The following is a 12138-nucleotide window of genomic DNA, read 5'->3' as shown; positions in this document are numbered from 1 at the left end:
GTTAGAGAATCTGGCGATGCTGAGCAATCAAAGTCTCGTAAGCAGCAATGCCTAAATCGGCGGGCATCCCGCAAGAGAGCGCGACTTCCCCGAGGCAATCAAGGGGCGATCGCTGCTGACTGCTGGCAAATTGTTGCAGGCGATCGCAAAACTGGTAGCCCATCTGAACGAGCCGCTGCACCTCACCACGATGCAGGATCTGCTCGACTTCTGCCCTGCTGATCTGCTGTCCCACTTGTCGCAGGCGGGCATTGAGTACCCGTTCCACGAAGCGGCATTCTTGTTCCTGAGACATGTCAACCTGCCCCCGCCAGCAATTGGCGGCGATCGGTGCGTGTTCAGCTGCCTGAGAGGGGACTTCACAGCGCTACACTGGCCAGCGTCAGGGGCTCAGTGCTGACTGGCAGACCGATCCCCAGCATCCTAGGCATGATTGAAGTCGAACAACTGACTCAGCAGTATGGTGCCCGCACTGCTATCCAAGACCTTACTTTTCGGGTCGAAGCGGGTGAAATCCTTGGTTTTTTAGGACCAAATGGCGCGGGCAAGACGACTACCCTGCGCATTTTGGCGGCAGCACAACCCGCCAGCCGAGGCACTGCACGCATTGCTGGCTGGGATGTGCATCAGCAGGCTCAGGCTGTGCGGAAACAGATTGGCTACCTGCCAGAAATTCCGCCGCTCTACCCCGAGATGACGGTGCAGGCTTACCTCAGCTTTGTGGCAAGACTCAAGGGTGTAGTGGCTGGCGATCGACCCCAGCGGTTGATAACGACGCTTCAGCGCTGCGGCCTGAGCGATCGCGCCCGAACGCCGATTCGCAAGCTCTCCAAGGGCTACCGGCAACGGGTTGGATTGGCTCAGGCGATCGTCCATGATCCGCCAGTGATTTTGCTGGATGAGCCTACGGTTGGCCTCGATCCCCGCCAGTTGCAAGAGGTGCGATCGCTGATTCGCAGCTTGGCCGGCGAAAAAACCGTGATTTTCTCTAGCCACATCCTGTCCGAGGTCAGCCAAGTCAGCGATCGCGTTGTCATCCTCGATCAGGGGCGACTGGTGACTACCATGGCAACCCAAGATTTGCTCGATCCGGGCGGCTGGCACTATCGCCTCGAAGTCAGTAGCGATCGCGATCCTCTGGCAGTTTTGCAACACCTAGCGGGGGTGCAGTCCGTACAGGTTCAAGCGCAGATCGGCGATCGCTGGGTCCTCAGTCTTGCGAGCCAGCCCGACCAAGAATTGGGCGCTAGTTTGGCACAAACCCTCCAGCAGCAAGGCTTTCAGCTCTGGGAACTGCGTCGCGATCGCCCAAGTTTGGAAGACATCTTCCTGCGCCTGACCGCCCCAGCCCAGCGGAATCAACCCGAGGAACCGGCAGAATAACAGCATGCAACGCCTTCATTTGCTGCGCGATCGCGCGGGGGTCGTTCTCTACGAACGAGAGCTGTACAGCTACTTTGGATCACCGTTTTTCTATGGCATTGCTGGTGCTTTTTGGCTGCTGGCGGGCTTTTTCTTCAATGTTCAACTGCAGAGTCTGCTTAGCCAGCTTGCTGCATTTGATCAACAGGGCGGCGCCACTATCACCCAGCCGATTGATGCCCCCTATCTGCTGATCCAGAACTTTATGGGGGTGCTGGGCTTTCTGCTGCTGTTGCTGCTGCCGATGCTGTCGATGGGGCTCTACACCGAAGAACGCAAGCGCACCACCTTGGAATTGCTGCTGACCGCGCCTGTACGGAATTGGACGGTGGCGATCGCCAAGCTTTTGGCAGTACTCACTGCCGTTGTGGGACTGTTGCTCCCGATCGCTGTCTATGAGGCGATCGCTCTTGGGTCTGCCAGCCCGCCGCTCTCACCTTGGATCTTCTTTTCCGGCTACGTCGGACTCTTGCTCCTGGCTGCTGCCGTCTTGTCCTTGGGCATGTTCCTGTCCTCGTTGACCGACAGTACGGTGCTGGCCGCCATTCTCAGCTTTCTGTTGGTGCTGGCGCTTTGGGCCTTGGATAGCTTGGGCGGCAGCGTGAGTGGCGCGATCGGGGATATCAGCCGTCATCTGTCGCTGTTGCAGCAATACAGCCAGTGGGTAGAAGGACAGGTCAGTAGCGCCAGCGTCGTACTGTTTGCTAGCGCGATTGGGTTGGGCTTGTTCCTAACAGCTCAATCCGTGGAACTGTTGCGCGTACGTCGAGGTTAACTCCATGCAACTTTGGGTTCGCCGCCTGCGGCGCTGGGGTCCGGGGTTGGGAATTGGACTGGCCTTGGCAGCTCTCGGCTTCGCTTTCATCCGCGGCGTGCAGCCCGGTGCGATCGCTCTTTTTCTGGTTGGCAGCGCGATTGCCTTGATCAGCTGGCTTCTAGGACTGAATTGGCAGCAACGCAGTCTGCGATCGGGAGCAACCGCAGCAGGCACCACGGCCTTGATCCTGCTGCTGCTCATCCTGCTCAATTGGGGGGCCGTACGTTGGGATCGTCGCCTTGATTTGACCGAAGCTCAGCTCAACAGCTTGGCGCCAGAATCCCAGCAAGTTGTCTCTAAATTGCAGCAGCCAGTAACGCTCTGGTTCTTCTCAGCACAACCCGATCCGGGTCTTCAAAAGCTGGTCCAGCTCTATCAACGACAAAGCCCACAGCTGCGTTTCGAGCGGGTGGATTTACAGCAACGGCCCGATTTAGCAGAGCGTTTGGGCGTTAAAGATGAAGGCGATTTGATTCTGGAGCAGGGCGATCGCCGTCAGTTTCTCGTCAATCAAGCCGTTACCCCCTTGAGTGAGGCTCGGCTGACCACCGCGATCGCCAACCTCCAGCAGACAGCAGCCACACCGCTCTACTGGCTGCAAGGCCACGGGGAACCCGCACCAGAAGCCTTAGCTGCGGCCAATCAAGCCCTGAGCGATCGCGGCTACACAGTGCGTCCTCTCAATCTGGCGAGTCAACTGGCGACTGGTAACGCTGACATTCCCAACGATGCGGCAGTAGTCGCAATCGCCGCTCCCGAACGACCGCTTTTGGCTGCGGAAGTCGCCAGTCTCCAGCGCTATCTCGATCGTGGTGGACGACTGCTGGTCTTGGCGCCACCCACCACTGAGACGGGCTTAGAGCCGCTGCTGCAGCCTTGGGGGTTGAATTTAGATCGGCGGTCAGTGATCGACAGTAGCTCTGGCGCGATCGCCGGGTTTGGGCCCGAAGCACCCTTAGTCGATCGCTATGGCAATCACCCAATCACCCAAGCCTTTGGCAATGGCCTCTCTTTCTTTCCCAAAGCAGGCGCGATTTTGATTGAAGAAAAACCCGAGATCCAAGTCGATCCCCTGCTAATTAGCAACGATCGCAGTTGGGCTGAGGCGGATTTGGGCGACACGGTCGGCTTTGATCCTGCCCGCGATCTACGCGGACCGCTGGCCCTCGCGGCGGCGGCTAGTCGCAAGACGGGTGAACAAGAAGCGCGGATCGTGGTCTTTGGGAGCAGCCAGTTCCTGCAAGATGGTCTGTTCAATCAGCAGTTGAATGGCGATGTCTTCTTGAACAGTGTTGGCTGGCTGAGCGATCGCCAAGCGGACGCTTTGAGCATTCGTCCCCGCCAAAGTCGCGATCGCCGCCTGCTGCTAACCGGCTGGCGAGCCACTGTCGTCACCTGGCTGTCCCTGGTGATCATTCCCCTCGCCGGTTTTAGTGGCGCTGCTTGGTTGACCTGGCAACGCCGCAAAGCGATATGAATTCTTCCGCAATGTTCTGACGTTCCTTCCGCTCCTCGGTAGAATTGGAGAGCGTTTCTTTGCCTAACCGCAGAATCGCTCGTCGCTTTCAACAGTTCTCCTCTCTCGGTCCTGAATGGCTCTACCTCCCCAACCGAACAGCGCTCGCAACCTTCGCAATCTCCCCCAGATCAACGAACGCATTCGCTTTCCAAAGATTCGTGTCGTCGATACTGATGGGGCCCAACTGGGAATCTTGACCCCTGCAGAAGCGCTACGGATTGCCGAGGAGAAAGAACTCGATCTCGTGCTGGTCAGCGATAAGGCCGACCCACCGGTTTGCCGGATCATGGATTACGGCAAATACAAGTTTGAGCAGGAAAAACGGGCTCGCGAAGCGCGCAAGAAGCAGCACAACGTCGAAGTTAAAGAAGTGAAGATGCGCTACAAGATCGACGAGCACGACTACCAAGTGCGCGTCAGTCAGGCGCTACGCTTCCTCAAAGCGGGCGATAAGGTCAAAGCCACGATTACCTTCCGCGGTCGCGAGATTCAGCACACCGACTTGGCGCAGCAACTGCTGATGCGCTTGGCCAGCGACCTTAAGGAGATTGGCGAAGTCCAACAGGCTCCCAAGAAAGAAGGTCGCAACATGATGATGATGCTTGGGCCGAAGAAAGCAGGCAGTTAAACCTATCTTCCAGTCTGGCAATTGAGCCAAATTCTGCACGAGCAGCTAAAATAGCTGCTCATTTTTTGTGCTCGTCAACACATCCATAAAGAAGTTGGTTTCAGGAGTGAACGAGCCAGTGTTGGCTACAACTCTGCCTTAAACCATAGTTGGACGGATGTCTCGGCCATCAGAGCATTTTCACAGTATTGCCGTCATCTCAATAACCCTGATGGCAGACAGGTTATTTATTTCTTCAGAAGAATTACTTTTTTGACAAACTGATTACCACCTGTTTCGAGGCTGATAGGGTGAATGTACGCGAATAAAAGGTAGACAGGCCGTGACATAGGGAGCAATAGTTCAAAACCATTAGGTTTAGACATAGTTTTTCCAATTCAAACAGCGACTCTAAAGGCGAGTCATCTTAAGCGGAGTTTATTGATATGGTTTGTGCTTTATTAATTGAAAATAACAACCCATTGCCCGCTAATTGGCGCAAGACACTGACGACTGAAGGAATTTCACTTAAGGTTGTTTCCTCACCCGCAACTGCTATCAAAAGCCTCCAAGCTACAAGCACTGATTTCATTGTGATCAGCGGCCTGCCAGAACTTGTTGATATCCATCAATTCTGTCAACAAGTGCGCCAAGCTGAAGCCGGTCTCAAAGTGCGCAATGATCTACCGATTTTATTGGTGGCCGCACCTGAGGATTACGATGCCGCGATCGCGCTCTTAGATGCGGGAGTCGATGATGTCTGGCTACAATCCATTTCCTCGACAGAGTTTCTCAGCCGTCTGCGAGCGGTGATTCGGCGTTTACGCAGCTTGCAAGCTGATCAGTTTCGCCGCGGGGATTTCATTCTGCAGCCGCGATCGCGCCAAGCGTGGTTTGGTGGCATCAATCTCAACTTACGGGCCGAGGAATATGAGCTGCTCGAACTTTTGATCAGTTCACCCGATCGCGTATTCAGTGAGTCCATCTTGCTGCGGCTGATTTGGCCCCAGGCCGTTGCACCGAATCCGCTGCAGCTGTCTGAAATTGTGACTGAACTGAACTACAAATTGGCGGTCGCGGGCTCGCCTGAAAGTTTAGAACTGCTCTATGGGTTGGGTTGGCACTGGCGATCGCAACCTTCCGGCCCCGAGAGTAATTCTTCCAGTAGCAACGGCGACGCATCGCTGATGCCCAACCACCAATCGATTTGGGAACGCTATCGCCATGAGTACTGGCAACGCCTTGATGAGATCGCCCTGACATTAACCGGCTGGGACCAAATGCCCGCACTCAAACGCACTGAAGCCTACCGCCATGCTCAAACACTTGCGGGGGCACTCGGCAGCTTTGGGTTTGAGCAGGGATCCCAGAGCGCCCGCATCTTAGCAGTCGGATTGCACGCCCTCGAACTGGAGCCACAGGTCAACCCTGCAACCCTCACAACCATCCTCGAACAGGTGCAGCAATTGCGGGTTCTGCTCGGGGCGGCGGAGGCAATCTCTCCAGTGCAATTACCCAGTGCAATGGCTCCGGCGGTACCCCGTAAGGCTCAGCAACGCCCCTATCAAATCGAAGTCTGGAGCCGCGATCGCCGCTGGGTTGAAACCGTCGCCACCCAAGCCAATTTGCGAGGACTACGCGTCACAACCCGTATCGATCTCGACAGTGCGATCGCCGTTTTCGAGCCTCAGGGCGTCGATCTACTGATTCTGGATGTCGAGCCTCAGCAACTCACAGATTTGCAACTGGTTAACTGGCTGCAAATTCAGCCAAGTCTCTCCATCTTGCTCATCTCGGATGACAGCCTCAATAATCGCGTGCAAGCGGCTCGGATGGGCAGTCAGCGCTTTTTCCCAAAACCGATCAGCGCCGAAGTGCTCATCGATCAGGCAGTTACCGTGCTCGAGGCTCAAGCTACGCCTGCAACAGTGCTGATTGCGGATGACGATCCGGCCGTGCTGGCCTACCTGCAACAGCTGTTTCATCCTTGGGGCTGGCAGTTGACGGTCTGTCAGCGGGGCGAACAATTTTGGGAGGCTCTGACCAGCAGCCAGCCCGATCTCATTCTTCTGGATGCCACCCTGCCCGACTACAACGGCTTAGATCTCTGTCGCGTTCTGCGCAGCGATCGCTACTGGCTGAATCAACCCATTCTGATTTTGGCTGAGCGCCATGATGCTGACCTCGTTCAGCAGGCTTTTCGCTATGGTGCTGATGATGTCATTACGAAACCGATCGTCGGCGCTGAGCTGGTCGCTCGAATTCATAATCGCCTCGACAAATACCGTCAACTGCAGCGTTTGACAGCCACCGATCATTTGACAGGTCTCGTCAATCAACGGCGGGGCCGCGAGGTGCTATCGCTGTTAGCGGGGCTAGCCCAGCGCTATCGCCAACCCTTGACACTGATCTTGCTGCAAATCACCCCCACTACAGAGCCTGAAGCGCTCGCCTCAGCCGTCCAAATGGAACAGATGATTGAACTGGCAAATCGGCTACAACGCTGCTGCCGTCGCGAAGACGTCGTGGCTCGCTGGACTGATCAACAGTTTGTCTTGGGGTTTTATGGCATGGATTGCGACTTCGCGATCCAACGCCTAGAACAGGTGCGATCGCTATTACAGGAAGGGGATGCCTCAGCCAAGCGATCTCGACCCTTACCGATTCAGATCAGCGTCGGCATTGCTGAATTTCCGCTGCATGGCACCGATTTATCAAGCTTGATCGAAGCAGCCAGCCACTCGCTCAGACAGGCGATCGCACTGGGGGGCGATCGCATTAGGGTGGCTGAATCCCGAACCGCGTTGCGCAACACCCCAAGCTTCGATCCCTTGGCCTAGCTCAGCAGCCAGCAGAGAGCAATCAACAATAGGGTCAGACCATAAAAACTGGCGACCACTTGGGTCTCACTCCAGCCACCTAGCTCCAAGTGATGATGCCAAGGCGCCATGCGGAAGAGACGCTTGCCTTTACCGTCCGGCCCTTTGGTGGCTTTGTAGTAGCTGACTTGCAGGATGACCGAGAGGGATTCCAGCACAAATAGGCCACCCATCACCAAGAGCACCCAGAGACAGTTGCCCACGATCGCGATCGCCGCGATCGCACCACCCAACGCCAGCGAGCCGGTGTCCCCCATAAAGACTCGGGCCGGGTTGTGATTGTGAAGCAGGAAGCCCAGGAAGCCACCAGCCAGACTACAGCAAACAGTCGCGAGAGCGGGATCTTGGGGAGCTAGCCACAGGCCCAGCCCCGTCAGGACGGCAGCCCCAGTTCCGCCCGCCAAACCATCCAAACCATCCGTAAGGTTGGTGGCATTACTCTCGGAGACTAAGGTGAAGACCGCTAAAGGCCAAAACAGCACACTGAGCGCTAAACCCCAGCCAAACGGCAGGGCAATCGTCGTCACGGCTCCTTGCCACCCCTGCTGACTGATCAGCCAGAGACAGAAGAGCAGGGCGACGCCAAACTGCAAGGTCAGCTTGAGCTTGGGTGAAATGCCTTTGTTGTTGCGGTGACGCAAAATTTGCCAGTCATCCAGCCAGCCAATGGCTGCATAGGCCACCGTCACGAGAGTGACGGCCCAAACACTGGGCGATCGCCCCGCCAAAATTAGAGCGGGCAACAGACCGGCAGGGATGGCAAAAATGCCCCCCATGGTCGGTGTTCCGGCTTTTTGTAAGTGCGACTGCGGACCATCTTCCCGGATGAACTGACCCGCTTTAATCCGTCGCAGCAGCGGGACAGCCCAGTAGCCCACGATCGCGGACAGAGCAAAACCAAGCCCCAAAGCCAGCAATTGACTCTGGGGGTTGAGCAGCGCTACTTCCAACTGGCGATCGCGGCCCCAAGCAGCAATTGCCAGCAGTGTCGTCAGTCCGAGAAATAACTGACGGCCCGTGGGCTTAACCTGACGAAGCACCTGTCCCCAAGACACAGGAGCGACTCCGCCTAGTCTTCGTCGTAGGAATCGTCTTCTTCGTAGTCGTCGTAGGACGAATCTTCAACACCCATAAGTGCCGAAATTTCTTCTTCCTCAGCCGTGAGGAACTCAGGTTCCGCCGCAGTGTCTCGGGCAATGAGACGGCCACTATTTTCGAGCCAAGTCAACAAATCAGGCTCATCAGAGGCTGGCAGCAACGGCGCAGGCTGCTGACGAGGATACTGTTTGAGAGAAGGATTTTTGAGCATAGTGGCAGCAACGCAAGCTAGGGCACGATCAATGACTCGCACCGATCTTTTATCCTAACGTAGGGATTGCAGCCATGACGGCTCACGGCTCTGAGCAAAAGCAGGCTCTGTTGGCAGCGATTGCAACCTGTCAACAACCTTGGCAGCCCCAACCCCAAGAGGCAGACCGCATTTTGCAGGCGATCGCTGCCCTCGAGGCGGTCAACCCCACCCCTGCACCCACAACCGCAACCGATCTATTAGAAGGCGATTGGAAGCTGCTATTCACCACAAGCTTGGAACTGTTGGGGATCGATCGCTTACCCCTCTTGGCACTCGGTGAAATTTGGCAATGCCTGCGCACCAGCGATCGGCGCGTCGTCAACCTCGCTGAGGTACAAAGCTTGCTGGGGACGGGCTTGGTCAGTGTTGCAGCAACCTTTGAGATCGTCTCCGACCGCCGACTGGAGGTCAGCTTCCAGCGCCTCGTCTTGGGATTGGAACGGTTCCTGGGTTATCGGGATGTCGCCACTTGGGTCGATCGCTTGGGGCAGGATCAACGGATTTGGACAGGCATTGACTTTCCAATTCAGCCGGGCAATCGACGGGGCTGGATTGAGCTGACTTACCTCGATCAGGACTTGCGGATCAATCGCGGCAATGAGGGAAGCGTCTTTGTCTTGCAACGACCCACCACTGGCAGAGCGCAATGAAATCCGGACTCCTGCTACTCCAACTGTTGGGACTGTCGATCGCGATTTCCTGGGCCATTCGGAACCTCGGGCCACGCTTCCCTTTACCGGCCACTGATGCTGTGGCACTGTCGCTGGTGTTGCTCCCCCCTTTGTTGCTGGGGATAGCTTTGGCATGGCGTTGGCGATCGCTAGCGATCGCAGCAAATTCCGATAAAGCGAACCCTCAACCTGCTGATCAGGCCGAGGGCTGATGGTTCAACAATTGAAAGCCGTTGTAAAACAGTGATCAGGTAATCACTGTTGGTTTGTCGAAGCCAGTCAGGGATTTGATCTGAGCGACCTCATCGGCGATCGCAATCAAATCGGCCAAGGCAACTTGGGGATCCAGACCTTGCTTGCCGGCATCACCTTCAAACCGTTCTAGGTAGACCCGCAGCGTGGCACCCGCTGTGCCCGTGCCGGAGAGGCGGAAGACAATCCGCGAGCCATCTTCAAAGCCAATGCGAATGCCTTGTTGTTCGCTGATGCTGCCATCGACCGGATCTTCGTAACGGAAGTCATCGGCGTAGGCCACGTGGTAAGCACCGAGCTTGTGCCCCGTCAGCGTGGGCAACTGCGATCGCAGTTTCTCTACCAGCGTATTGGCGCGATCGCTCTCGACACCTTCGTAGTCGTGGCGCGAGTAGTAGTTGCGGCCATAGGTGCGCCAGTGATCTTGGACAATCTCGGCGACAGACTGCTCTTTGACGGCCAGGATGTTGAGCCAGAACAGCACCGCCCAGAGGCCGTCTTTCTCACGGACGTGGTTGGAACCGGTGCCAAAGCTTTCTTCCCCGCAGAGCGTGACGCGATCGGCATCGAGGAGATTCCCGAAAAATTTCCAACCCGTTGGGGTTTCGTAGCAGGGCAGGTTGAGGGCTTGGGCAACGCGATCGGCTGCAGCACTAGTGGGCATCGATCGCGCAATCCCCGAGAGTCCCGCGCGATAGGCCGGCACTAAGGTGGCGTTGGCGGCGAGGATCGCCAAACTATCGCTGGGCGTCACGAAAAAGTGGTTGCCCAAAATCATGTTGCGATCGCCATCGCCATCTGAAGCAGCACCAAAGTCAGGCGCGCGATCGCCAAACAGCAGTTCAACCAGATCGTGAGCGTAGACCAAGTTGGGATCGGGGTGACCACCACCAAAGTCCTCGAGCGGGATGCCGTTGAAAACGGTTCCTGCTGCTGCTCCCAGTTCCTTCTCAAAAATCGTGGTGGCGTAGGGCCCTGTGACGGCATGCATAGAGTCAATCGCGATCCGCAGCCCCCCCTTCAGGCGATCGCGAATGCGATCGAAGTCAAACAGGGATTGCATCAACCGGCTGTAATCCGCAACCGAGTCGATCACTTCAACCGTCATCTCGCCCAGTTTCTGGCTACCGAGGTGATCGAGGTCGATGTCTCCCGCTTCAAGAATGCGGTAGGCCTCGATTTTGAGAGTGCGGGCATAGATGGCATCGGTGACTTTTTCAGGAGCAGGGCCGCCGTTACCAATGTTGTATTTGATGCCAAAGTCCCCCTCGGGGCCGCCGGGATTATGGCTAGCGGAGAGGATAATGCCACCAAAGGCGCCCTGCTGGCGAATCAGATTAGAAACTGCAGGTGTTGAGAGAACGCCACCCTGCCCAACTAGCACACGCCCCCAGCCATTGGCCGCCGCCATTTTGAGGATGATTTGGATGGCAGTGCGGTTGTAGTAGCGACCGTCGCCCCCCAGCACCAAGGTTTGACCTTGATAGCCCTCAAGGCTATCGAAGATCGACTGCACAAAATTCTCGAGGTAATGCCGTTTTTGAAAAACGGGAACTTGCTTACGTAGGCCGGAGGTACCGGGCTTTTGGTCGCTAAAGGGTTGCGTCGCGACGGTGTGGATATTCATAGGCTCGGGGTTCGCGGCAGACTTCTAGCCCAGCTTCTAGAAGCAGAGAGCTCAGAAGTTGTGGCCATCTTCGCAGAAATGAGCCCCGACTGGCAGTTTCTGGGGCGACTGCCCGCCAATTTTCTCTGGCTAGAACATTTTCAAGCGGCGAGCCTGATTAGACAGTCCTAACCGCAACGCTGTCAGCGTTGGCAAGCCAGCGTTCAAACCTAGTGACGCTGCAATCAGCGGAAGCGCGGTAGCTGTACAGCCGCAAGGCTCTTGCGAGGGCTGGGGGCTGCACTGGGACTTGCGATCGCAGGCTCTGGACTGGGCGACAGAAACTCCGCAGGCGCAGGCACCGGAGCGATCGAAGCCGGAGAGGCATTTGCCTCAGAGGGTGTTTGCAGGGTCGCCAAAAGATCCGATGGGACTCGGCCTTCAAGGCTCGACTCCAAGGCCCGTTTTAGCTGGCAGATGTAACGCTGCTGGCGATCCAAGCGATCGCGGAGCTCTTGGTTTTCCGTCCGGAGCCGCTGGACTTGGGCATCGGTTGCTGCAGCCGGCACCGCGATCGGTTGCAACATGGGATCAACCACCGTTGCTTCCAGTTGCGCAACCCAGTCGAGTAATGCCTCATGCTGTTGGCGCAGCGCTTCGTAGAGTTCCCACGGAATACTGTCAATGACAGGGTCACAGGTCTCAACGCGACGCCGCCGAGGCCGATGGAGCTTGGGAGATCTGCGTTTCGTCATAACCGCACTCTCACACCACCTAGATCAAGACATAGGGTATTACGCCTATTTGGATCTGGGTCTTAAGAAAAACTTACTGTTCCATTTCAGACTGTGATGGATCAGCCCAAAGCTGTCTGTATCGCAGTCCACTAAATCATGAAAATCCTGACGGGAGAAGCACTGCAGCAACTAGGTTAGTACGACTATCTTCAGTGTCAGCCGTCGCGTATGACTTCACAATTTGTGAGGCTGCGAGAGCCCGATCTCAGTCAGGTCA

Annotated in this window: 12 protein-coding genes; 7 read left to right on the top strand and 5 right to left on the bottom strand. The window is 56.4% G+C overall.

Annotated elements, in window-relative coordinates; translation table 11 throughout:
* Position 1: 1 nt before the first annotated feature.
* Positions 2 to 295, bottom strand: coding sequence for a hypothetical protein (locus DOP62_RS09275; protein WP_208675373.1), 294 nt, complete (start codon positions 293 to 295; stop codon positions 2 to 4).
* Positions 296 to 429: 134 nt separating this feature from the next.
* On the opposite strand from DOP62_RS09275, the gene DOP62_RS09270 reads away from it, so the two are divergent.
* The 5 genes from DOP62_RS09270 (at position 430) to DOP62_RS09250 (ending at position 7205) form a co-directional block, all read left to right on the top strand.
* Complete coding sequence (locus DOP62_RS09270) at positions 430 to 1383, top strand: ABC transporter ATP-binding protein (protein WP_208675375.1); 954 nt, start codon at positions 430 to 432, stop codon at positions 1381 to 1383.
* Positions 1384 to 1387: 4 nt separating this feature from the next.
* Entirely contained in the window at positions 1388 to 2197 is an 810-nt protein-coding gene (locus tag DOP62_RS09265; RefSeq protein WP_208675377.1) for an ABC transporter permease, read from the top strand.
* 4 nt (positions 2198 to 2201) lie between these two features.
* Positions 2202 to 3716, top strand: a complete 1515-nt coding sequence (locus tag DOP62_RS09260; RefSeq protein ID WP_208675379.1) for a GldG family protein — start codon at positions 2202 to 2204, stop codon at positions 3714 to 3716.
* A 115-nt stretch (positions 3717 to 3831) separates the two neighbouring features.
* On the top strand, positions 3832 to 4386 hold the full coding sequence (infC, locus tag DOP62_RS09255) for a translation initiation factor IF-3 (protein ID WP_208675381.1): 555 nt from the start codon (positions 3832 to 3834) through the stop codon (positions 4384 to 4386).
* A 425-nt stretch (positions 4387 to 4811) separates the two neighbouring features.
* Complete coding sequence (locus DOP62_RS09250) at positions 4812 to 7205, top strand: response regulator (protein WP_208675383.1); 2394 nt, start codon at positions 4812 to 4814, stop codon at positions 7203 to 7205.
* Here DOP62_RS09250 and mraY read toward each other — a convergent pair.
* Positions 7202 to 8299 (bottom strand): phospho-N-acetylmuramoyl-pentapeptide-transferase, encoded by a 1098-nt coding sequence (mraY, locus tag DOP62_RS09245; RefSeq protein ID WP_208675385.1) that lies wholly within the window; start codon positions 8297 to 8299, stop codon positions 7202 to 7204. The genes DOP62_RS09250 and mraY overlap by 4 nt on opposite strands.
* A 14-nt stretch (positions 8300 to 8313) precedes the next feature.
* Entirely contained in the window at positions 8314 to 8553 is a 240-nt protein-coding gene (locus tag DOP62_RS09240) for a DUF3134 domain-containing protein (protein ID WP_261789973.1), read from the bottom strand.
* A 74-nt stretch (positions 8554 to 8627) separates the two neighbouring features.
* Here DOP62_RS09240 and DOP62_RS09235 point away from each other — a divergent pair, with 74 nt between their 5' ends.
* Positions 8628 to 9245, top strand: coding sequence for a PAP/fibrillin family protein (locus DOP62_RS09235; RefSeq protein ID WP_208675389.1), 618 nt, complete (start codon positions 8628 to 8630; stop codon positions 9243 to 9245).
* Complete coding sequence (locus DOP62_RS09230) at positions 9242 to 9478, top strand: hypothetical protein (protein WP_208675391.1); 237 nt, start codon at positions 9242 to 9244, stop codon at positions 9476 to 9478. The genes DOP62_RS09235 and DOP62_RS09230 overlap by 4 nt, the downstream gene beginning before the upstream one ends.
* 35 nt (positions 9479 to 9513) lie before the next feature.
* Here the strand turns inward: DOP62_RS09230 and DOP62_RS09225 are convergent, their stop codons facing one another.
* Positions 9514 to 11145, bottom strand: a complete 1632-nt coding sequence (locus DOP62_RS09225) for an alpha-D-glucose phosphate-specific phosphoglucomutase (RefSeq protein ID WP_208675393.1) — start codon at positions 11143 to 11145, stop codon at positions 9514 to 9516.
* Between the two features lie 224 nt (positions 11146 to 11369).
* Positions 11370 to 11879, bottom strand: a complete 510-nt coding sequence (locus tag DOP62_RS09220) for a hypothetical protein (protein ID WP_208675395.1) — start codon at positions 11877 to 11879, stop codon at positions 11370 to 11372.
* Positions 11880 to 12138: the final 259 nt, after the last annotated feature.

Origin of the sequence: Synechococcus elongatus PCC 11801 (genome assembly GCF_003846445.2) — a bacterium.
In the GTDB taxonomy this organism is placed as follows: domain Bacteria; phylum Cyanobacteriota; class Cyanobacteriia; order Synechococcales; family Synechococcaceae; genus Synechococcus; species Synechococcus elongatus_A.
The sequence above is the reverse complement of the archived record's forward strand: the minus strand, read 5'-3'. Positions and strand labels throughout refer to the sequence as shown.

Coding starts and splice junctions, on each gene's coding strand:
- DOP62_RS09220 (WP_208675395.1), bottom strand. CDS start 11,879: ATGACGAAACGCAGATCTCCCAAGCTCCATCGGCCTCGGCGGCGTCGC.
- infC (WP_208675381.1), top strand. CDS start 3,832: ATGGCTCTACCTCCCCAACCGAACAGCGCTCGCAACCTTCGCAATCTC.
- DOP62_RS09265 (WP_208675377.1), top strand. CDS start 1,388: ATGCAACGCCTTCATTTGCTGCGCGATCGCGCGGGGGTCGTTCTCTAC.
- DOP62_RS09260 (WP_208675379.1), top strand. CDS start 2,202: ATGCAACTTTGGGTTCGCCGCCTGCGGCGCTGGGGTCCGGGGTTGGGA.
- DOP62_RS09275 (WP_208675373.1), bottom strand. CDS start 295: ATGTCTCAGGAACAAGAATGCCGCTTCGTGGAACGGGTACTCAATGCC.
- DOP62_RS09230 (WP_208675391.1), top strand. CDS start 9,242: ATGAAATCCGGACTCCTGCTACTCCAACTGTTGGGACTGTCGATCGCG.
- DOP62_RS09270 (WP_208675375.1), top strand. CDS start 430: ATGATTGAAGTCGAACAACTGACTCAGCAGTATGGTGCCCGCACTGCT.
- DOP62_RS09240 (WP_261789973.1), bottom strand. CDS start 8,553: ATGCTCAAAAATCCTTCTCTCAAACAGTATCCTCGTCAGCAGCCTGCG.
- DOP62_RS09235 (WP_208675389.1), top strand. CDS start 8,628: ATGACGGCTCACGGCTCTGAGCAAAAGCAGGCTCTGTTGGCAGCGATT.
- DOP62_RS09250 (WP_208675383.1), top strand. CDS start 4,812: ATGGTTTGTGCTTTATTAATTGAAAATAACAACCCATTGCCCGCTAAT.
- DOP62_RS09225 (WP_208675393.1), bottom strand. CDS start 11,145: ATGAATATCCACACCGTCGCGACGCAACCCTTTAGCGACCAAAAGCCC.